Origin of the sequence: Bittarella massiliensis (ex Durand et al. 2017), from assembly GCF_017566145.1 — a bacterium.
GTDB classification, from domain to species: domain Bacteria; phylum Bacillota; class Clostridia; order Oscillospirales; family Ruminococcaceae; genus Bittarella; species Bittarella massiliensis_A.
In genome coordinates this window covers 72,791-93,981 of record NZ_JABFCL010000006.1, presented here as the reverse complement: position 1 = coordinate 93,981, position 21,191 = coordinate 72,791, and the positions used below count along the sequence as shown (strand labels likewise).

20 protein-coding genes are annotated in these 21,191 nt (G+C 62.5%); 16 read left to right on the top strand and 4 right to left on the bottom strand.

Annotated features, from left to right (window positions below; all coding sequences use genetic code 11):
• Positions 1-264: 264 nt before the first annotated feature.
• From secG to HJY11_RS08080, 4 genes are all read left to right on the top strand, one after another.
• Positions 265-516 (top strand): preprotein translocase subunit SecG, encoded by a 252-nt coding sequence (gene secG / locus HJY11_RS08095; protein WP_208075483.1) that lies wholly within the window; start codon positions 265-267, stop codon positions 514-516.
• A 122-nt stretch (positions 517-638) separates the two neighbouring features.
• Positions 639-2,747, top strand: a complete 2,109-nt coding sequence (gene rnr, locus HJY11_RS08090; protein WP_208075524.1) for a ribonuclease R — start codon at positions 639-641, stop codon at positions 2,745-2,747.
• Between the two features lie 160 nt (positions 2,748-2,907).
• Positions 2,908-3,177 carry a DUF2508 family protein gene (locus HJY11_RS08085; RefSeq protein ID WP_208075482.1) on the top strand — a complete coding sequence of 90 codons (270 nt, stop codon included), beginning with the start codon at positions 2,908-2,910 and terminating at the stop codon, positions 3,175-3,177.
• A 36-nt stretch (positions 3,178-3,213) separates the two neighbouring features.
• A complete protein-coding gene (locus tag HJY11_RS08080) occupies positions 3,214-3,480 on the top strand; it encodes a pro-sigmaK processing inhibitor BofA family protein (protein WP_208075481.1) in 267 nt (88 codons plus the stop codon).
• 220 nt (positions 3,481-3,700) lie between these two features.
• On the opposite strand, the gene HJY11_RS08075 is transcribed toward HJY11_RS08080, so the two are convergent.
• The 4 genes from HJY11_RS08075 to serS form a co-directional block, all read right to left on the bottom strand.
• Positions 3,701-4,336, bottom strand: a complete 636-nt coding sequence (locus HJY11_RS08075) for a hypothetical protein (protein WP_208075480.1) — start codon at positions 4,334-4,336, stop codon at positions 3,701-3,703.
• 306 nt (positions 4,337-4,642) lie between these two features.
• Positions 4,643-5,128, bottom strand: coding sequence for a hypothetical protein (locus tag HJY11_RS08070; RefSeq protein ID WP_208075479.1), 486 nt, complete (start codon positions 5,126-5,128; stop codon positions 4,643-4,645).
• 99 nt (positions 5,129-5,227) lie between these two features.
• Entirely contained in the window at positions 5,228-5,605 is a 378-nt protein-coding gene (locus HJY11_RS08065) for a hypothetical protein (RefSeq protein WP_208075478.1), read from the bottom strand.
• A 628-nt stretch (positions 5,606-6,233) separates the two neighbouring features.
• Positions 6,234-7,517 (bottom strand): serine--tRNA ligase, encoded by a 1,284-nt coding sequence (serS, locus tag HJY11_RS08060; protein WP_208075477.1) that lies wholly within the window; start codon positions 7,515-7,517, stop codon positions 6,234-6,236.
• A gap of 455 nt (positions 7,518-7,972) precedes the next feature.
• Between serS and vanR the strand changes: the two genes are divergently transcribed.
• The 12 genes from vanR (at position 7,973) to HJY11_RS08000 (ending at position 21,096) form a co-directional block, all read left to right on the top strand.
• Positions 7,973-8,668, top strand: a complete 696-nt coding sequence (gene vanR, locus HJY11_RS08055) for a VanR-ABDEGLN family response regulator transcription factor (protein ID WP_208075476.1) — start codon at positions 7,973-7,975, stop codon at positions 8,666-8,668.
• A 28-nt stretch (positions 8,669-8,696) separates the two neighbouring features.
• Positions 8,697-9,821: a sensor histidine kinase gene (locus HJY11_RS08050; RefSeq protein WP_208075523.1), complete on the top strand. Its 1,125-nt coding sequence runs from the start codon at positions 8,697-8,699 to the stop codon at positions 9,819-9,821.
• Positions 9,822-10,184: 363 nt separating this feature from the next.
• Complete coding sequence (locus HJY11_RS08045) at positions 10,185-10,943, top strand: coenzyme F420-0:L-glutamate ligase (protein WP_208075475.1); 759 nt, start codon at positions 10,185-10,187, stop codon at positions 10,941-10,943.
• 7 nt (positions 10,944-10,950) lie between these two features.
• Positions 10,951-11,094: a hypothetical protein gene (locus HJY11_RS08040; protein WP_208075474.1), complete on the top strand. Its 144-nt coding sequence runs from the start codon at positions 10,951-10,953 to the stop codon at positions 11,092-11,094.
• A 186-nt stretch (positions 11,095-11,280) separates the two neighbouring features.
• Positions 11,281-11,736, top strand: coding sequence for a GNAT family N-acetyltransferase (locus HJY11_RS08035; RefSeq protein ID WP_208075473.1), 456 nt, complete (start codon positions 11,281-11,283; stop codon positions 11,734-11,736).
• A 207-nt stretch (positions 11,737-11,943) separates the two neighbouring features.
• Positions 11,944-14,376 carry a GLUG motif-containing protein gene (locus HJY11_RS08030; protein ID WP_208075472.1) on the top strand — a complete coding sequence of 811 codons (2,433 nt, stop codon included), beginning with the start codon at positions 11,944-11,946 and terminating at the stop codon, positions 14,374-14,376.
• 222 nt (positions 14,377-14,598) lie between these two features.
• Positions 14,599-15,045, top strand: a complete 447-nt coding sequence (locus HJY11_RS08025; RefSeq protein ID WP_208075471.1) for a CtsR family transcriptional regulator — start codon at positions 14,599-14,601, stop codon at positions 15,043-15,045.
• A 12-nt stretch (positions 15,046-15,057) separates the two neighbouring features.
• Positions 15,058-15,552 (top strand): UvrB/UvrC motif-containing protein, encoded by a 495-nt coding sequence (locus HJY11_RS08020; RefSeq protein WP_208075470.1) that lies wholly within the window; start codon positions 15,058-15,060, stop codon positions 15,550-15,552.
• Positions 15,552-16,628, top strand: coding sequence for an ATP--guanido phosphotransferase (locus HJY11_RS08015; RefSeq protein ID WP_243764346.1), 1,077 nt, complete (start codon positions 15,552-15,554; stop codon positions 16,626-16,628). The genes HJY11_RS08020 and HJY11_RS08015 overlap by 1 nt, the downstream gene beginning before the upstream one ends.
• Positions 16,629-16,693: 65 nt before the next feature.
• Complete coding sequence (locus HJY11_RS08010; RefSeq protein ID WP_208075468.1) at positions 16,694-19,129, top strand: ATP-dependent Clp protease ATP-binding subunit; 2,436 nt, start codon at positions 16,694-16,696, stop codon at positions 19,127-19,129.
• 28 nt (positions 19,130-19,157) lie between these two features.
• Complete coding sequence (locus HJY11_RS08005) at positions 19,158-19,547, top strand: thioesterase family protein (protein ID WP_208075467.1); 390 nt, start codon at positions 19,158-19,160, stop codon at positions 19,545-19,547.
• Between the two features lie 172 nt (positions 19,548-19,719).
• Positions 19,720-21,096: an MATE family efflux transporter gene (locus HJY11_RS08000; RefSeq protein ID WP_208075466.1), complete on the top strand. Its 1,377-nt coding sequence runs from the start codon at positions 19,720-19,722 to the stop codon at positions 21,094-21,096.
• The last annotated feature ends 95 nt before the right edge of the window (positions 21,097-21,191 follow it).

The window sequence follows — 21,191 nt, the reverse complement described above, 5'->3', positions numbered from 1 at the left end:
GGAGGAGAATTTGGCGGTCCCGCCGCTCCCTTCTTTGGGCAAAAAGGAGAGCCGGCGGTTTCCCGCCGGCTCTGTCCAGTGGACAATACTTGCAAACGCCAAAAAATAAAGGTACACTGGACAAGAACTAGTCTGTCCCTGCCGCCGGGTATTTATGCGAAAAATGGGGGAAAAACAAAATTGACAAGCCCCGGCGGGTGTGATAAAATATGAATGTTATTTTGAGGTACTGAGCGAGAAAAAATTCTATTCGGAGGGTTCGCCGTGAATACAATTCAAATCGTAGCGGGCGTGTTGCTGATCATCGCCTGCGTGGTAATCATCTTGATGGTGATGATGCAGGAGGCCACTTCCGGCATGTCCGGCGCCATCAGTGGCGGCGCGACACAGTCCTACCTGGGGCGCTCCGGCGGACGGACCCCGGAAGCTCTGCTGAGCAAGTGGACCAAGATCGCAGCGGTCGCCTTTTTTGTACTGACAATTTTAGTCGGCGTACTTGAAATATTTTTTAAGTAAGATGAGAAAAGCACCCTGCCGGATGTGCAGGGTGCTTTATTTCGCGAAAAATTCGTCGGATATTGTGGATGAAAAGACAGTCGGGCCGAGACGGCCCCTGGGAAAAGGACAGGTGAACGACCATCAAACTGAAAGAAACGGTAGAGAAACAGCTGCGGGAATCCCGTCAGCCCTACATGAACATGAAGCTGCTGTGCACCCGGATGCCCAGCTTTCAGAAGTACCAGATCCGGGCCTGCCTCAACGAGCTGGAGAGGGAGGGCAAGGTCTACTTCTCCAAGGAGAGCGGCTACGCCCTCTGCTCCCGGCTGGGCATCGTCAGCGGCACGGTGGTCAAGGTGGCGGGCAAATTTGGCTTTGCCCAGCTCGACGACGAGGAGGGCACCCAGGTCTTTATCCCCGGCCGCTTTTTGATGGGGGCCATGGCGGGGGAGAAGGTGCTGCTGAAAACCCGCCCCAGCCGCACCGGCCAGTCGCTGGAGGGGGAGGTGCTGCACGTCACCCCCGATCCCGACGGCGGCTATATCGGGGTGCTGCACCAGGCCGGCCAGAGCTGCTGGGTGGTCCTCGACTCGATGCCAAAGACCGACATCCAGGTGCGCCCCTCCAGCGTGGGGAGCGCCAGGGACGGAGACAAGGTGATGGTCAAGCTGGCGGTGCGGGGCAAGAGCCACTTCAGCCATGTGGCCGAGGTGGTCACCGTCTTCGGCGACAGCAAAAAAGCCAAAAACTGCTGCGACGCCATCCTGGTGGAAAACAAGGTCAAGCTGGACTTTGACGAGGCCACCCTGCAGGAGGCCGCGGCCGTGGGCGAGCGGGGGGTGGATCCCGCCGATTTCGCCGGCCGGGAGGACCTGCGGGACTGGTGCATCTTCACCATCGACAGCAAGGAGACCAAGGACATCGACGACGCCATCTCCTTTCGCCAGGTGGAGGGCGGCGTTGAACTGGGGGTGCACATCGCCGACGTGTCCCACTACGTAAAGCGGGGCAGCGCCCTGGATGCCGAGGCCTTTGAGCGGGGGACCTCGGTCTACTACGCCAATGCGGTGGTGCCCATGCTGCCGGTGGAGCTCTCCAACGGGGTCTGTTCCCTCAACCCCGACGAGGACAGGCTGGCCCTCTCCTGCATCTGCAAGATGGCCCCCTCCGGTGAAATTCTCGACTACCGCATCGCCAAGACGGTGATCCGCTCCTGCAAAAAGTGTGCTTACAGCGAGGTCAACGCCCTTTTGGACGGCACCGCCACCCCTGAAATTGAGGCGGCCTACGCCCAGGTGAAGGAGACCCTTTTGCAGATGGGCGCCTTCGGCAAGGTGCTGGAGGCCCGCCGCTTTGGCCGGGGGGCCATGAACATCGAGAGCATGGAGGCCAAGATCGTCATCGACGAAAACGGCGATCCGGTGGACATCCTGGTGCGGGACCGGGGCGACTCGGAGAAGATGATCGAGGAGTTCATGCTCACCGCCAACGAGGCCGTGGCCCGCTTTGGCCGGGAGAAACAGCTCCCCTTTGTCTACCGGGTGCACGAGGACCCCGACCCGGAGCGGTTGGAGGTATTGCAGGGGATTGTCAAGGCCTTTGGCCACCCCTACCTGAAGATCAAGGCCGGGGCCCCCTCCAAGGTGTTGGCCGACGTGCTGGACGTCACCCGGGGCAAGCCCGAGCAGATCCTCATCCACAAGATGGTGCTGCGCTCCATGGCCAAGGCCAAGTACGCCGAGACCCCTCTGGGTCACTACAGCCTGTCGCTGCACGACTACACCCACTTCACCTCTCCCATCCGCCGCTATCCCGACCTCTCGATCCACCGCATCCTCACCGATTATCTGGACGGGGTGCCGGCCGAGGAGATCAAAAAGCGCTACGGCGAGTTTGTCAAGGAGGCGGCTCTTCAGTCCACCAACCGGGAGATCGGGGCCATGTTGGCCGAGCGCTCCTGCGACGACGCCTACAAGGCCCAGTACATGGAGCGGTTTGTGGGCCAGGAGCTGGACGGGATCATCTCCGGCGTGGCCAGCTACGGCTTTTACGTCCAGCTGCCCAACACCGCCGAGGGACTGGTGCGGCTGGCGACCATCGAGAACACCGACTACGAGCTGTCGGAGGACGGCACCAAACTGGTGGAGGAGCGCACCGGCCACACCCTGCGCATCGGCGACCCGGTCAGGGTCAAGGTGCGAGCGGTCAACGTCTCTCTGGGCCAGGTGGATTTTGACCTGGCAAAATAAAATCTCCCTCTCCCCAAACGCCTTTGCGAGGGCGGAGCTGCGGCTCCGCCCTCTTTTTATGCCCGGGGGCGGGTTACTAAAACCTTCCCCCGCTGCATACAAATGGTAGCGACCGGGCAGACTACCACTACCGACAGCGAAGCGGAAGGGGGATTTCCCAGTGGAAGCAATCATCAAGGCGCGCGCGAGCGCGCGAGACTGGCTGCGCCGGGCCAGAGGCGAGGAGCAGCCCTCCGACCTGGAGCAGCTATTGAGGGACATCGCCCGCACCAACGACGAGTTGGAGGCGGCGGTCAACCGGTTCAACTTTTCCTGCGACGATCTGCTCATCGACGCGGCTGCCTTTGAGATGCAGGCGCTGGAGAGCAGGCTTGCCTTCCTCTACCGCAAGGCAAAGGAGAAGGGACTGCACATCGGGGCGCAGGGGTAAGCCCTGCCCCCGCCATAAAAGGGGATGGAAAACAGGATGGACAGCTATACCTGGGCCCTCATCGCGGTGGCGGTGGTGGCCGTGCTCTGCATGATCTGGGCCTTTTCACGGGGGCGGCACCCCTGTCCCACCGCCCTCTTTACCGGTCTGGCGGGCATCTGCGTTCTGCTGCTGCTCAACGTGCTCTCGCCCTTGATCGGGCCGACCCTCAAGCTCAACTTCTACACCTGCGGCGCCTCGGCGGTACTGGGGGTGCCAGGGGTGGTGGGGATGCTCTTCTTAAAATTCCTCTTTGGGCTGTGAGGGTACATAGGGGCCGGCTGCCGCGCCAGGGCATTTAGAGGGAAAAAGGCATTTGGCCCAACCGGGCCGAATGCCTTTTTGCAGTGCTTTTTCAGCCCACTCCGCCCTGTATGGGGGCGGTGGCGACTTTGCCCCCCGCCCCCTGCAAGGGGAGGGGACAAAAAAACAGGCGGGCGCTCCCCCGGGGGGAACGCCTGCCTGTTTTGCTTGTCTGTGCGATTTACTGCTCGTAAACACCCGAGATCAGCCACTTGTCATCGTGCTCGACGACGGTCACCTTCAGGGTGACATCCACATAGGGGGCGGCAGCGACGATCTCCTCCATCTTGTCGAACAGCTGGGGGGCCAGGGCGTCGGTCAGCTTCTGCTGCATGGCGGCCTCTCCCTCGTTCTGCATGACCGCCAGCAGTTCGTCCATGTGCTCCAGCGCGTAGGTCTGGCCCATGAGGGCGAACTCCTCAGAGGCAGTGGAGAAGTCGATGCTGTCGAAGTCGAGCTGTTTGATGTTGATAACGGCGTAGGCCTCGCCGTTTTTCTCCTCGGCGCTCACCAGGGTGTACTCTTTGACCACCTTGCCGACTACATTTTTAAAGAAATCTCTGGCCTCGGTCTGAAAGACCTCGCCCATCTCGTCGGCGCCGAAGGACTGGTCGAGGGTTTCCTCAAATTCGACCAACCCCATCTCGTCGGAGTAGCCCTCTTCGCAGGCCGCGCTCAACGCCTGTACATCCCCCGCCTGCATGGCGGTGAAGTAGCTGTCCACGGCGTTTTTAATGGCCTCTTTGTTGTTTTTTCCACAGCCGGTCATGGAGACGCAGAGCGCCAGGACCAGTGCGAGACTTGCCAGTTTTTTCATAGAATCCCTCTTTCCAAAAAGTGTTGGTGCTATTATACCGCAAGCGCGGAGCGCGCAGTGGTATTGGCCATGGGGCAGGGAGCAAGCGCAGCTTGCGCATCTGCCTGGCCATCCCCAGGTATAATAGCCGCTCCGCGGCTATTATACCACGGATAGAAAAATTTGTGGACTGTTTTAGCCGAAAAAGCAAAAAAATGGTGAAAAAGCCGGTTGATCGGCAGCAGAAGCAAGGGGGGCTTCACCGCTCTGCCAGAACAAAAAAGAGAGCCGTTTCAAACGGCTCTCTGACAGGCAGAGGGGGCAACGCTACCGGGAGAGCTGGGTGATGGCCCAGCGATCGCTCTGTTTTTGCAGTTTTACCTCGACGGTGTAGTCGATCACCGCGATCTCGCCCACACTCTCCGCTATCTTCTGGAAGAGCAGAGGGGCCACTCCGTCGTAGAGTTTTTTCTTCATGGCCGCCTCCCCCTTTTCGATGGAGAGACTGTTCAATTTGTACTCCTTGACGAACTTGCCGATGGTGTTCTTGGCAAACTGCTTGGCCTCGCTTTCAAAGACATCGCCGAACTGGTCGGTGGTGAAGCTTCCCATCACCTCGGCGGAGAGGATCATGGTGGTGTGATCTGAGACGTTGTCGTCGCAAAATGCCTTGGCGCCGCTCAAATCCCCCGACTGGAAGGCGGCAAAATAGCCGTTGACCACCTCTTGAATGGCCTTTTCATCTTTGTTGCCGCAGCCGGTGAGGGCCAGGCAGAGCACAAAGGCCAGGGTGATGCTGGTGAACTTTTTCATATTCTCTCTCCTCTTATGGCAGACGCCTGAGCGGATCGACCGCTATTTTTAAAGCCCCTTGCCGGGAGAGGCCGGCCGCTTTCCAGCAGACGACTTATTTTACGGCTCCTGAATGCGGTCGATGCGCCACTGTCCGTCATTTCCCTTCAGGATCAAAACGCAGGTGAAGTTGACGGTCGCGATCTCGTCGACCTGTTGGCAGAGATCGTCGTAGATCAGGAGGGCAACGGCGTTGTAGAGACGCTGTTCCATGGCCTTCTCCCCCTGGGTTTGCAGGATGGCGGCCAATTCGTACAGGTGTTCGTTGGTGTATTGGGTGACAATGCCCTCCGGTTCCAATTCCAGGGGCAGCATTTTAAAATCGATGGATTTGCCGCTCACCACCACCTTGGCTGTTCGCTCCTTGTTGGGGGAACCCCGTTCGATCCCGACACTGTCGACGGTGTAGGTGGAGACGAACTTGCTCAGGGCATGCACAAGGAACCGCTCCCCCTCCTGGCGAAAGGTGTCCCCCAGGTTTTGGCGCAGGAGGATGTGGATCAAATCGTGGTAGTAGGCGATCTTGTCCTCATAGGAGGGGGAACTGGATTGGTAGCCCGCGGTACAGTTTTCCGCTGCCCTTTCCCAATCGCCCTCCTGTACGGCGGAAAAAAGCTGGCGACCGTTGTCTCAATGGCCTGCTGATCTTTCTTCCCGCACCCCGAAAGAGAGAGGCAGAGGAGGGCGGCCAAGAGAACACTTCCCCACTTTTTCATCTCGTTGTCTCCTTTTTCGGCCGGCCGTCCCAGGCACCTAAAAAACGGCTTTGGCGAAAGCGGCCGGTCATTCACCTTCTTCGGCCTGTTTCGACAAAATCTTTCTATTATTGAATCAAAAAATAAAATGGTAAAGAATTTGTGAAAAATTCTACGACATAGCAGAAAAATAGGATCCAAAATTGTGCAAGGGAACAGGGGAGAAAGGTGGGCTTTATGTCGGGGGAACCGGCCGTTTTTTAAAAAGCGGGAGAGGGAGGCCGGTTGAAGGGGGGCTGTGCAGGCGGCTGTTGCCGCCGCAAAAAAAGAGAGGGGCGCCGGTCCGGCGCCCCTCTCTCGGGCAGATCGCTCTATTTTCCCAGCTTGTCCTTGCCGCCCATGTACATCCGCAGCGGCTGGGGGATGGCCACGGTGCCGTCGGCCTGGAGGTTGTTTTCCAGGTAGGCGATGAGCATCCGCGGCGGGGCCACCACCGTGTTGTTGAGGGTGTGGGGGAAGTAGTTTTTCCCGTCGGCCCCCTTGACGCGGATGCTCAGCCGCCGGGCCTGGGCGTCGCCCAGGTTGGAGCAGCTGCCCACCTCGAAATACTTTTTCTGGCGGGGGGACCAGGCCTCCACGTCCAGGCTCTTGACCTTCAGGTCGGCCAGGTCGCCCGAGCAGCACTCCAGGGTGCGCACCGGGATGTCCAGGCTGCGGAAGAAGTCGACGGTGTTCTGCCACAGCTTGTCGTACCACATCATGCTGTCCTCGGGCTTGCAGACCACCACCATCTCCTGCTTTTCAAACTGGTGGATGCGGTAGACCCCCCGCTCCTCAATGCCGTGGGCGCCCACCTCTTTGCGGAAGCAGGGGGAATAGCTGGTGAGGGCCTGGGGCAGTTCGGCCTCGGGGAGGATGGTGTCGATGAACTTGCCGATCATGGAGTGCTCGCTGGTGCCGATGAGATAGAGGTCCTCTCCCTCGATCTTGTACATCATGTTCTCCATCTCGGCAAAGCTCATCACCCCGGTGACCACGTTGCTGCGGATCATGAAGGGGGGAACGTAGTAGGTGAAGCCCCGGTCGATCATGAAGTCACGGGCGTAGGAGAGGATGGCCGAGTGCAGCCGGGCAATGTCCCCCTTGAGGTAGTAAAAGCCGTTGCCGCTGGTGCGCCGGGCGCTGTCCAGGTCAATGCCGTCGAGCCCCTCCATGATGTCCACGTGGTAGGGCACCTCAAAGTCGGGCACCACCGGCTCGCCGAAGCGCTCGATCTCCACGTTTTCGCTGTCGTCCTTGCCGATGGGGACCGAGTCGTCGATCAGGTTGGGGATGACCAGCATCCGCTCGCGGATCTGCTGGGTCAGCTCCTCCTCTTTTGCCTTGAGTTCGCTCAACTCCCCGGCAATGGCGGCCACCTTGGCCTTGGTCTTCTCGGCCTCTTCCTTGAGCCCTTTGCCCATCAGAGCGCCGATCTCCTTGCTGATGGAGTTGCGCTGGCTGCGCAGCAGGTCTCCCCGGGACTTGGCCTCCCGGAACTCCCGGTCCAGCTTCACCACCTCGTCCACCAGGACCAGCTTTTCCTCCTGGAATTTTTTCTTGATGTTCTCCTTGACCCGCTGGGGGTCCTGCCGCAGCAGATTGATGTCCAGCATCGCTCTCTCTCCTCTTCTTTTAAAGCTGTGGGGCAACAAAAAAAGCCCCTCGTCCCCAGCGCCCCCTCGGCGCTATTGGGACGAAAGGCGTTCCTTCCGCGTTGCCACCCAAATTGCTCGCCCCCTGCGGGGCGGCCTCTCGACAGTGCGGTAAAGGGCACCGGCCTTCGGCTCGTCGCCGACAGCTCGGGGGTGGAAAGGCCCGTCCTTCCCGCCGGTTTGCACCAACCACCGGCTCTCTGGGCGGATTCGCGGACCGCAGTTCCCGTCGTCGCTGTGAAATGCTGTTTTCTTACTCCCAGTATACCCCATTTTTCCCCGCCGCGCAACCGATATGCGAAAAACTCCTCCCGCCGGGAAAGCGGTCGCGTTTTACAAAAACACAGAAATTCTCAATCCATACCCCTCCCCCTTTCTGGTACAATGGAGAAAACGGAGGAAAGAGGGATGCGCAGATGGGCCAGACGGTGCTGGTGGTGGACGATGAGCGGGAGATTGCCGATCTCATCGAGGTGTATTTGAAAAACGAGGGCTTTGCGGTGCGGACCTTTTACCGGGCCAAAGACGCCCTGGCCTGCATTGCCGGGGAGAAGATCGACCTGGCGGTGCTGGACGTGATGCTCCCCGACGGGGACGGCTTCGCCCTCTGCCGTCAGATCAGGGAGGAGCACACCTTTCCCATCCTCCTGCTCACGGCCAAGGGGGAGGAGACCGACAAGATCACCGGCTTTGCCCTGGGGGCTGACGACTATGTCACCAAGCCCTTTCGCCCGCTGGAACTGGTGGCCCGCGTCAAGGCGCAGCTGCGGCGCTACACCCGCTACAACCCCGCCGCCGCCCGCCCCGACGGGCTGCTGGTGCGGGGCGGGCTGACCGTCGATCCCGGCACCCACGAGTGCACCCTCGACGGAAAGCCCCTGGTGCTCACCCCCACCGAGTTTTCCATCTTGCAGATCCTCTGCGAGGAGCGGGGGCGGGTGGTCAGTTCCGAACAGCTCTTCGCCCAGATTTGGGGCGAGGCCTATTTTACCAAGAACACAAACACCATCGCCACCCACATCCGCCACCTGCGCGAGAAGATGGGGGACTCGGTGGAGCGGCCGAAATACATCAAGACGGTGTGGGGAGTGGGGTATAAAATTGAGGGGTAACAGCTGGCGGCAAAAGCCCTATCGGCAGATGATGGGAAAGGTGTTCGGGCGGGTGCTGGGCATCGCCCTGCTGGCGGTGGTGACGGTGGTGGTGCTGCGCTCGGCCGGGCGGGGGAAGATCGGCAACTGGATCGCCGGGCTCATCAGCACCTATTTGGGGGTCGACTGGGAGACCGCGGCCCGGCTCTACTTCAACCATGTGCGCCAGTACCTGGACATCTTTTTGGGGGTGGCCATCGTCGCCTTCTTCCTCCTCTTCTTCTGGGCGCTGCTGAGCTGGTTTACCGGCTACTTTGACGAGATCATCGCCGGGGTGGATTGGCTGGCCGGCGGGAAGGGGGAGAACCTGGTCCTCTCGCCCGAATTGGACTTCATGGCCGAGAAGCTGGGGGCGGTCAAGGGCGAGCTGGAGCGCAGCGCCGCCGCCGAGCGGGAGGCCGAGCGCCGCAAAAACGACCTGGTGCTCTACCTGGCCCACGACATCAAGACCCCCCTCACCTCGGTCATCGGCTATTTGAGCCTGCTGGACGAGGCCCCGGACATGCCCCCCAAGCAGCGGGAGAAGTACATCCGCATCGCCCTAGAGAAGGCCGGCCGCCTGGAGGGGTTGGTGGGGGAGTTCTTCGAGATCACCCGGGACCTGCTGCAGCAGGAGTCCCTCTCCCGCCAGCCGGTGGACCTGTGCTGTATGCTGGTGCAGGTGGCCGACGAGGCCTACCCCCAGCTGGCCGCCGGGGGGCGGCAGGCGAGGTTGCACCTCCCCTCCGCCCTCTGCGCCTGGGTCGACCCGGACAAGATGGCCCGAGTCTTTCAAAACCTCCTCAAAAACGCCGTCGCCTACGGCGCGCCGGGGAGCGACATCCACATCTTCGGCAGCCGGGCGGGAGATGTGGTATCGATCCGCTTTGAAAACGCCGGCGACATTCCCCAGGAAAAGCTAGAGGCGATTTTTGAGAAGTTTTACCGGCTCGACGCCTCCCGGCAGACGGCCACCGGCGGGGCGGGACTGGGTCTGGCCATCGCCCGGGACATTGTGCAGCGCCACGGGGGGACAATTCGAGCCGAGAGCGGAGATGGGCGCATCTCCTTCACCGTCCAGTTGCCGGCGGGAACCGGCGGGGGGCTTTCGGAACCGGCAGAGCAGAATAGATAAAAGGGGACGGGCGGTTGCCGGGAGGGGCGGCCGCCCCCTCTCTTGCATTGGCGTATCTAACTGCGGTTTTCCCTGTGTCGCCACCTCTTCCGCCTGTCCCCCAGCGGCTTCTCGGTGCCGCTACACCGGTTGCCCTTTCGCTGATTTCTCCGTGTAGAAGGGGTTGGCGTCCCTTTTGACGCCCTCCCGGCGCTTCCGACGCATGGCCGCTCCCGCACTCTTTTCTGTCAAGTCTTGAAAAAGTCTCCATCCATTCTCTATTTTTTCTCCACCTCCCCTCAAAACACCCCCCTGCCGCCGGCGCTAGAATGGATCTTGTCAAAGAGAGACGGGCCCGCCCGGGCCGAGAGGAGCAGGAGAGAGATGGACGAGAGAGAAAAGAACCAGTCGAGAGACGGGGAAAAGGGGGAGCAGCGCCCTGCCTCGGTGGCGGGAACCGTCATCAATCCCGATAAAGAGGAGGGGATCACCTGGCAGGGGATGCGGTACCGCCGCCTGTGCATCCGCACCCCTGTCATCACCGCGGGGAACGACATTGTCCAGGTGGCCCGCCGGTGCGCTGGGCCGCTGCTCGAGAAGGGGGACATCCTCTTTGTCACCGAGAAGGCGGTGGCCTGTGCCCAGCGGCGGGCCATCCCCCTGGAGGAGATTCGCCCCCGCCCCCTGGCCCGCTTTTTGAGCCGGTTTGTCCGCCGCACCCCCTACGGCATCGGTCTGGCCATGCCCGAGACCATGGAGTGCGCCCTGCGGGAGTGCGGTACCCCCCGCATCCTGCTGGCGGCGGCGGTCTCGGCGGTGGGAAAACTGCTGGGGGAGCGGGGCTGGTTTTACCGGGTGGCGGGGTACCGGGCGGCCAGCATTGACGGGCCCTGCCCCAACACCCTGCCCCCCTACAACCGCTGCGTGGTGCTGGGTCCCCTCCGCCCCGACGGGGTGGCCCAAGAGCTGTCTCAGGCCTTGGGCTGTGCAGTGGCGGTGGTGGACCTCAACGACCTGGGGGGCGAGATCTTGGGGGTCTCTGACCAGCGGATGGACCGGGCGCATCTGCGCGCCCTGCTGCGAGATAACCCCCTGGGCCAGTGCAGCGAGCAGACCCCCATGGGGATTCTCCGCCGGGGGTAGAAAAACAGTGCCCCGTGTACTATGGGGGAAGGCCCTGTACGAGGGGGAGCGCAGCGACTCGGTTCCCGGGGGAAGGGCGGGTGGAAAAACCCTCGTCGGCGTCGATACGGTCACCGGCTTTTTTGCGGTGGAGGGGAGCACCCTGCTCTGAGACGAGCTCTGCGCCGTCCGCGGGCTGGATGAGCGGGACATCTCAAATGTTGTCGCCGTGGCCCAGTATATCGCCGCGAGGGAGCGGTTGGGTCTCCCCGTCGGGTGAAGCCGCCCGCGCCTTTTCCACGGGTCCCTTTTGTGCTATAATGGCGGGGAATTGTGGAAAAAAGAGGAGGGCGACAAGATGGCGAGACAGCTGCAAAGCGAAGCTCTGCGGTGCGAGTGGCACCGGGGCAAAGAGGGGGCGGAGGACGGGTTTGCCCTGCGGATGGAGGTCTTTACCTGCGAACAGGACTTTCCCGCCGAGATCGAGGTGGACGAGGTGGACGACACCGCATACCACCTGATCGTCCGCCGGAGCGGCGAGGCGGTGGCCGTCTGCCGCCTCTTTCCCGGGGAAGAGGCGGGGCAGTACGTCGTCGGCCGGGTCTGCGTCAAGAAGAGCTGCCGGGGCCAGAAACTGGGCCTTTTGCTGATGGAGGAGACCGAGAGGAAGGCCCGCGAAAGGGGGGCCCATTCGCTGCTGCTGCACGCCCAGGTGCAGGTGGCGGGCTTTTACGAGGCGGCGGGCTTTACTTCCCAGGGCGAAGCCTTTACAGAGGACGGCTGGCCCCACGTGAGGATGGTCAAAACATGGTGAGGGAGGGGCTTGCACAGAGCGACCTGTTCTCAAAGATGGGAATTAAGTGTAAAATATATCTCAAAATGCATTGAAAATAGTTGAACATAGCATCGAAATATGGCATGATAGAAGGCAAATAAGCCTTGCTCTTGGGGGAACCCCCTCTGGGGCAGCTGTGTTTCGAGGGCGGGAGAACCCCCTTCGAGAGCGAAAGGGGGCCTTTTTGTGAGAAAAGACAGGGGAGGACGGCTGCTGTCCCTTTTACTGGCAGCGCTGTTGGCGCTGGGGGCGGCGCCGGTGACGGCCCTGGCAGACGGCGGCGTTTCCTATGGCCTGTGGGTAGACGGGATTGCGGTCACCTCGGCCAATGCTGCCGATGTGCTGGGCGGGGCCGATGTGGGGGCCACCGTCAGCTACTGCGCCGACGACGGTGTTTTGACGCTCAACGGAGCCGATCTGCACCAATCCCATACCGGCGGCTCCTACCATTCGGCGGTGATCTACGCCGAGGGCGATCTGACCCTTCGGGTGCTGGGGACCAATGCCGTTTCGGCTGCCGACGGGAGGTATGACTGCAATGGCCTCTACGCGGGTGGGAGCATTGTCATCGACGGCTCGGGGAACTTGACGGTGGAGGCGAGCTGTCCCACTGCGCTCTGCGCCGCTGCCCGCACCGGCTATGCGGGCGGCGGGGTCACCGTTAACGGGGGGACGATCACCCTTTTGGCCCGCGGCGACGGCGCCTATGGCGTGGCGGTGGACAACCCGCTGATGGGGGTCGCCGTCAACGGCGGCCAGTTGGAGGCTGAGGGGGAAGCGGCCGCCCTCTCTGCCCAGATGCTCGATTTTGGGAGCTATGCCGGCTGCAGGGCGCTGGGAAGCATGGGCGACAGCGGCAGCGCGGTGGAGTTGAGCGGCAGTTCGCTGGACCGCCTCACCCTCGATTACTACAAGTTTGTCAAGATCTACACGCCGGTGCTCATCTATGACGAGAACGGCTTTGCGCCGGAAGGGCAGTTTCAGCCCGCCGAGCGGCAGGACAATGGGACGGAAAGCGATCCCAGCGACGACTGGCTCGAGATTAAAAATGCGGGCAACCTATTTTGGTTTGCCGGCTATTTGGCAGAGGACGAGGGGCACATTGGGGCCGGCGCCAAGCTGACGGCAGACATTTCCATGCCGGCGGGCAAATCGTTTGTGCCGCTCTCTGCGGGGCCCTCTGGGTCCGGGTACAGCGGCGTTTTTGACGGGCAGGGGCACACCGTCGACGGGCTGTACATCCACCCGGAGACAGGCTATTCCGCTACCGGCCTCTTCAAGCGGGTGAACGCAGGCGGGACGGTGAAAAACCTGGCCCTCACCGGGGTGGACATTGGCTGTGACACCAGCGAGGTGGGGGGGATCTGCGGGATCAACGAGGGCACCGTCGAAAACTGCTCTGTTACCGGTGCGGTCACATCGTCTGGGCACGCCGATTTTGTCGGGGGCATCTGCGGCACGAACGACGGGCTGGTGCAGCGGTGTTACAGCGGTGCCGCCGTGTCCGCCGGAAACAGCTCGGCGGGCGGCATTTGTGGCAGATCCCGGCCACAGCAGGGCGGGCGGATCGAAAACTGTTACAACGCCGGGGCGGTTTCCGCCAAATGGTTTGCCGGCGGCATCTGCGGCGACTTTCAGGGAGAGGAGATGCAAAACTGCCACAGTGTGGGCGGGGTGTCGGTGGCGCCCGGCTTTGCGGAGTGGAGCCACGGCATAGCGCCGGGCACATCTGGAAACAACTGCTATTACCTGGCTGCCGCCCCCTCGGCAGATGGGGGCAAAACTGCAGCCCAGTTCGCCTCGGGGGAGGTGGCCTACCTTCTCGCCGGCGGGACGGGAGAAGGGGAGGCGGTATGGGGTCAATCCCTGGCCGATCAGGCGTCGCCGGTGTTGGGCGGCTTAGAGGTGTACAGGGGCTATTCCTCCTGTGCCTCGGCCCAGTTTTCTTACAGCAATGATCCCGCCGCGCTGTCGCCGGATCCCATCCCCCACAGCGGCGGCGTCGCCACCTGCAGCGCCCCGGCGCGCTGCGCAGTCTGCGGCGCCCCATACGGCGAGCTGGATGAAGGCAACCACAGCTACGGCCCGCCGCAGCTGAGCTGGTCGGCAGACGGGAAGACCTGCATATCCACCGCGGTCTGTCAATACAACAGCGCCCACCTGCAGGTGACTAGAGTTCCGGTCCCCGAAATTGCGGTGGGAGGGGGACAGTTGGTGGCGCCGGGAACAGCGGCGGTTTTCACCTTCCGCGCAGAGCAGGGGATGCTTCTCTCCCTGTTGGTCGACGGGGAGGAGCTGGCCCCCCATCAGTACGCCCTTTCCGACGGAGGGGAGACCGTTGTTCTGAACGCCGACCTGGTCCAATCGCTGGCGGCGGGGGAACACACCCTGCAGGCAGTCTTTTCGACGGGGACGGCCCGGGTGCTCTTCGCCGTCGCCGAGGGGCAACAGCCCCCCGATGAAGAGGGGGAACAACTGCCCGGGGAAGGGCAGCTTCCCGGAGAAGAGCAGCTGCCCAACACGGGGGATGCTTTACCGCCCTGGCCGGCAGGACTCTGTCTGACGGGGGCCTGTCTGGGGGCCGCCATCGTCTGGGGCCGCAGAAGGCGGGGCTGTTGAGAACAGATAAAAAACAGGCAGGCGCTTAGGCGCCTGCCTGTTTTGCGCAAATGCCCGAAAAGCAGAGAGTAACTGCGGAAACGGGTGTTTACAGAAGGTATTTTTCTAATTTGAAACTTTGACTTTTTCTGACTTATGGGTATACTGGCTCTATAAGATCAGATAAAGTCAGCTCATGCTGCATAGAAATAGAGCCAGGGACCAGAAAGGGGAATGGGAACGATGAAAATCAGCGATTTGATCACCCAGCGCATCCTCCAGCTGATGGAGGAGCAGGACGGCACCGCCGAGATTCAGCGCAACGAGTTTGCCGGGGAAATTGGCTGTGTACCCAGCCAGATCAACTATGTCCTCACCTCCCGCTTTACGCCGGAGCAGGGCTATACCATCGAGAGCCGCCGGGGGGGTGGGGGGTACATCCGCATCACCCGCATCACCGTGGGGCCGCAGAACTTCATCATGCACGTGGTCAACTCCATCGGTGAGACGCTGGACGAGAACACCGCCCGCATCCTCTTAAAAAATCTGGCCCAGCGAGAGATCTTGAGCGAGGACACCGCCCGACTGATGCTCTCGGCGGTGTCCGACAAGACCCTGCGCCCCTGTCCCCCCGACTGCCGAGACAGGGTGCGAGCGGCCCTGTTTAAAAACATGCTGCTCAACACGTGAGGAGGAAGCGATATGCTCTGTGACATCTGCAAGAAAAACCAGGCCCAGATCAGCTACCGCCAGGTGGCGGGCGGGCAGGAGACCATGCTGCACCTCTGCCCCAGCTGCATGGCCAACATGGGCCTTTTGGGCGGGGGCATCCTCGCCGGGGCCCTCTTCGGCGAGGGGCACACCCCCCAGGTGCGGCGGCGCTGCCCGGGCTGCGGCAGCACCTTTGAGCAGATCGCCGAGAAGGGGAAGCTGGGCTGTGCCCAGTGTTACAGCTTCTTCGGTGAGGACGTGGCGCGGATGGTGGGCAAAATCCACGGCAACCTGACCCACCAGGGCAAAGTTCCCCACTCGGCCCACCTGGCCCCCCGGCAGGACCGGTCGGCCGAGCTGGCCGCCCTCAAAGAGGAGATGCAGGCGGCCATTGAGAGCCAGAACTTCGAACGGGCGGCCGTGCTGCGCGACCAGATCCGCGCCCTGGAACAGCCTGGGCGCGCGAGAGGGGAGGGGGAGCAGTGATGGGTGAAAAGTGGTATTTTCAGTCGGGCCCCGAGGGGGACGTGGTGATTTCCAGCCGCATCCGCCTGGCCCGCAACGTGGGCGACCTGCCCTTCCCCGACCTGATGAGCGCCCGGCAGCGGGCCGACTTTATGCAGCGGGTGCAGGCGGCGGTGGAGAACGCCGCCTTTGGCGAGGGGTTGCAGCTGCGCTATGTGGATGTGGCCGCCCTCGACCAGAACCGCCGCATGGCCCTGGTCGAGCGCCACCTCATCAGCTTGGAGATGGCAAAGGCCGGGGGCGGTCTTCTCCTCTCGGACGATGAGACGGTCTCGGTGATGCTCTGTGAGGAGGACCATCTGCGCATCCAGATCATGGGGGCAGGCCTCTGCTGCGAGGAGTGCTGGCAGCTGGCCGACCGGCTCGACGATCTGCTGGACGAGGGGCTGCACTTCGCCTTTGACGAGCGGTGGGGCTACCTGACCCACTGCCCCACCAACCTGGGCACCGGGATGCGGGCCTCGGTGATGGTCCACCTGCCGGCCCTGGAGCGTTCGGGATACCTGCGCGGCCTGATTAACAGCGCCTACAAACTGGGCATAACTATACGGGGCACCTACGGCGAGGGAACCTCGGCCGAGGGGAGCTTCTACCAAATTTCCAACCAATTGAGTTTGGGTCTCTCGGAAAAACAGGTGCGGGACAACCTGGCCGCGGTGGTGCGGCAGCTGGCCGCCGAGGAGCGCCGCCAGCGCGCCCAGTTTTGCGCCGAGGACCCCCTGGCCTTTGAGGACCGGGTCTACCGCGCCCTGGGGGTGCTGGAAAACGCCCGGCTCCTCTCCCATCGGGAGGTCATCGACTGCGTCTCCCAGCTGCGGCTGGGGATCGCCGAGGGGGTGGTGGAGCAGCTGGACTTCTTTGCCGCCGCCCGCCTGTTGGGGGAGACGGGGGCCAACTCCATCGCCGCCACCCACCCCGAGGCCCAGTCAGCCCGGGAGCGCGAGCGCATCCGCGCCCAGATCGCGCGCGATATTCTGGGCCGGGAGAGACGGGCCCGCCAGGGCCAGCCCCCGGCAAAAGACCGGGGAAACCAGTAAAAAGGGGCGGCTTAGGCCGCCGAGAGCGCCCGCTTACAGGGCGGGAATAGAGGAGGGATGAAATGATGTACTCATTTCGCGGATTCACCGAAAAGGCCAATACGGCTCTGAATATGGCCATCGAGACGGCCCAGAACCTGGGCCACACCTATATCGGCAGCGAACACATTCTGGCCGGGCTCATCAAAGAGGGCTCCGGGGTGGCGGGGCAGGTGCTCTCCGAGAGCGAGATCACCTACACCGATTTGGAGCAAAAAATCGTGGAGATGGTGGGGCGGGGCATCCACTCCAGCGTCACCCCGGGCGACTTCACCCCCCGGGTCAAGCGGATCTTGGAGCTGTCCATCCTCCAGGCCCGCAAGATGGGCCACAACTACGTGGGCACCGAGCACCTGCTGTTGGCCCTGCTGAGCGAGCGGGACTCGGTGGCAGTGCGGCTGCTAGAACAGTGCGGGGTGGACATCGACCGCCTTTACGGCGAGTGCGCCGAGTCGGTCTCGGCCGACGGCGGCGAGACGGTGGAGCCCGGCGTCCCCAAGGGGGGAAAGGGGAGCACCGCCACACTGGACAAATACGGCAAGGACCTGACCAAGGCCGCCCGCGACGGGCTGCTGGACCCGGTCATCGGCCGGGACCGGGAGATCGAGCGGGTGACCCAGATCCTCTCCCGGCGCACCAAGAACAACCCCTGCCTCATCGGCGAGCCGGGGGTGGGCAAGACCGCCCTGGCCGAGGGGCTGGCCCAGAAGATCGCCGCCGGGGAGGTGCCCGAGATTCTCAAGGGCAAGCGGGTCATCACCCTGGATCTGACCGGGATGCTGGCGGGAACCAAGTACCGGGGCGACTTTGAGGAGCGGCTGAAAAACGCCATTGCCGAACTCACCGCCTCCAAAAACGTCATCCTCTTCATCGACGAGCTGCACACCATCATGGGCGCCGGCGCGGCCGAGGGGGCGGTGGACGCCGCCAACATCCTGAAGCCCGCCCTCTCCCGGGGGGAGATTCAGGTCATCGGTGCCACCACCCTGGACGAGTACCGCAAGTACATTGAAAAGGACGCCGCCCTGGAGCGCCGGTTCCAGCCGGTGACGGTGGAGGAGCCCTCGAAGGAGGACTCGGTGGAGATTCTCAAGGGGCTGCGGGACAAGTACGAGGCCCACCACAAGGTCAAGATCACCGACGAGGCCATCGAAGCGGCGGTGGAGCTCTCCACCCGCTACATCAGCGACCGCTACCTGCCCGACAAGGCCATCGACTTAATCGACGAGGCCTGTTCCCGGGTGCGGCTGAAAAACTACACCGCCCCCCAGGGCGTGCGGGAGCTGGAAGAGCAGCTGGGACAGCTGGCCGCCGAGAAGGAGTCGGCAGTCAACGCCCAGGACTTTGAGCGGGCCGCCGCCCTGCGCGACCAGGAAAAGGCCCTCAAGGAGAAATTGGACGCCCAGAAGAAAAAGTGGGAGGAGGGCAACACCCACAAGTCCGATGAGGTGGGCCCCGAGGAGATCGCCCAGGTGGTCTCCCTCTGGACCAAGGTGCCGGTGAGCCAGCTGACCAAGCAGGAGAGCGAGCGGCTTCTGGATATGGAAAACATCCTCAAGCGGCGGGTCATCGGCCAGGACGAGGCGGTCACCGCCATCGCCAAGGCCATCCGCCGGGGGCGGGCCGGTCTCAAAGACCCCCGCCGCCCCATCGGCTCCTTTATCTTTTTGGGGCCCACCGGCGTGGGCAAGACCGAGCTCACCAAGGCCCTGGCCGAGGCCCTCTTCGGCGACGACACCGCCATGATCCGGCTGGACATGTCCGAGTACATGGAGAAGCACACCGTCTCCAAACTCATCGGCTCGCCCCCGGGGTATGTGGGCTACGACGAGGGCGGCCAGCTCACCGAGAAGGTGCGCCGCAACCCGTACAGCGTGGTCCTCTTTGACGAGATCGAAAAGGCCCACCCCGACGTCTTCAACATGCTGCTGCAGATCATGGACGAGGGCACCCTTACCGACAGCCAGGGCCGCAAGGTCAACTTCCGCAACTGCGTGGTCATCATGACCTCCAACGTGGGGGCCCGGCTCATCACCGAAAAGCGCCAGAGTCTGGGCTTTTCCGGGGTGGCCGACAGCCTGGAACAGGATGTCAGGGCCCGGGTGATGGAGCAGCTCAAAGAGACCTTCCGCCCCGAGTTTTTAAACCGGGTGGACGACATCATCGTCTTCTCCAAACTCACCCAGGAAAACATCGAGCAGATCGCCGGCAACATGCTGGGCGAACTGGCCGGGCGGCTGAAGAACGTGGGGGTGCAGATGGACTGGACCGAGGCGGCGGTCAAACAGCTGGCCTCGGTGGGCTTTGACCCGGTCTACGGGGCCCGCCCCCTGCGCCGGGCCATTGTCGCCCACGTGGAGGATATGCTCTCGGAGGAGCTGTTGGCCGGAAAACTGCAAAAAAATGACGCCATTACCCTTGACTATGGCGATCAGTTCTTCTATACTAAACACGATTCGTAAAATATCGGACGATTGAGGGGAGAGCCCAATGGACCAGGAAAACCGCAGTTACACCGCCACCGAAGAGGTGAGCGCCGCCAAGACCGCCAAAGCCGTGGGCAGCGGCGAGCTGGAGGTGTATGCCACCCCCGCCATGTTGGCGCTCATGGAGCGGGCGGCCACCGCCTGTTTGGCCCCCCTGTTAAAGGAGGGCGAGACCTCGGTGGGGGCCCAGATCGGTTCCTCCCACCTCTCCCCCAGCCCGCTGGGGGCCACCATCCGGGCCACAGCTACCCTGCTGTTCTTTGATGGGCGCACCGCCCGTTTCACCGTCACCGCCGAGGACAATTTTGGCAAGATCGGCGAGGGGGAGCACACCCGCGCCGTGGTGGAAGCCCAGCGGTTTGTCCAGCGGATGCGGGAGAAAAAGCCCCTCTAGGGCCGTCTCAAAATAGCCTCGGGGGTCCTGGTGGGGCCCTTGCTGGCGCCAAGAACCAACCGAATTGGGTGCGGCGAGTCATCGCCGTGCCCCTTTTTGGAGGTATATAGTATAACTTTGGACTAATTTTTCCGGGGCCATTCGCCGCCGGTTTTGACAGAGGGGGATTTGTTTGAAACAGTACGATCTGACCAGGGGAAGTGTGAAAAGACACTTCATCCGCTACTTTGTGCCGACGCTGCTGAGCAATTTTTCCGTCTCGGCCTTTGCCTTTGTCGACATGTTCTATGTGGGCAAAGGGGTGGGGGCTGACGGGCTGGCGGTGTTGAGTTTGGCGTTGCCCTTTGTCATTGTGGGCGGGGTCATCTCCCTGCTGCTGGGCATCGGCGGCTGCACCATTCTGGGCATTGAGACCGGGCGGCGAAACCAGCGGGCGGGGACCGAGCTCTTCTCCCTCTGCGTGAGTCTGGGGGCGATTGCCGGGGTGCTCATCACCGCCGTGGTCCTGCTCTTTTTGGACCCCATCGCCCGCTTTTCTGGCGCCAGCGAGGAGCTGCTGCCCATGGTCAAGGACTACCTGCTCCCCCTCACCGCCACCCAGGTGCTCTACATCCTCAACCAGATCATCGGCTTCTTTGTGCGGGTGGACGGGGCCCCCAACCTGGTGATGGGGGCGACCATCGCCTCCAACAGCTTCAACATCATCTTCGACTACATCTTCATCTTCCCCATGGGGATGGGGGTTTTCGGCGCCTCTCTGGCCACCGGGCTGGCCCCGGCGGTGGGCATCGCCGTCAACCTGCTCCACTTCCGCAAAGGGCATCCCCACACCATTGCCTTCCGCCCCTCGAAAGCCATGTTCTCCTGGCTGGGGCGGGTGGCCAAAAACGGCTTTGGCTCCTGCGTGTCCGAACTGGCCTCGGCCTTCACCATCTTCTGCTTCAACAACGCCATGCTGCGATTGGGGGGCGAGCTGGCGGTCTCTGCCTACTCGGTGGTCTCCAACCTCTCCTTTGTGGTCTTTTCCATGTGCAACTCCATCGGCCTCTCGGCCCAGCCCCTGGTGGGGGTCAACTACGGCGCCGGCAAGGGGGAGCGGGTCAAGCGCTCCCTCGTCACCGCCTATGCGGTGGCGGTGAGCTTTGGGCTGTTCCTCTTCGCCCTCTTCCAGCTCTTCCCCAGCCAGGTGATCGGGGTATTTGCCAAGGCGGGGGAGGACGCCCTCATCGCCGTTGGCACCCACGGGCTGCGGCTGTACAGCTTCGCCTTCCTGACCATGGCCTGCAATCTGACCACCATCGCCGTCTTTCAGGGGCTTGAGTGCTCCCGCAGCGCCAACCTCCTCTCGGTCTGCAAGGGGGTCGTCTTCATGTTGCTGGGCCTCTGGACCCTCTCGAGCCTGCTGGGGGTCGACGGGGTCTGGCTGACCACCCCCTCCTCCGAGCTGCTGACCTTCCTGCTGTGCATCGGCCTGCTCATCTACAACCTGAAAAGCCGGCTGGCAGCCCTCCCCGAGGAGTCGCCAGAGCCGGCGGCACAGGGGCGGTAACCCGCTTTTCATCGCTGGGAGGCGCTCCGGACAGATTTCTGGCCGGGGCGTTTTTTTGCGTGTTGCGGGGCGGGGGCACATCCCGTATAATAGAG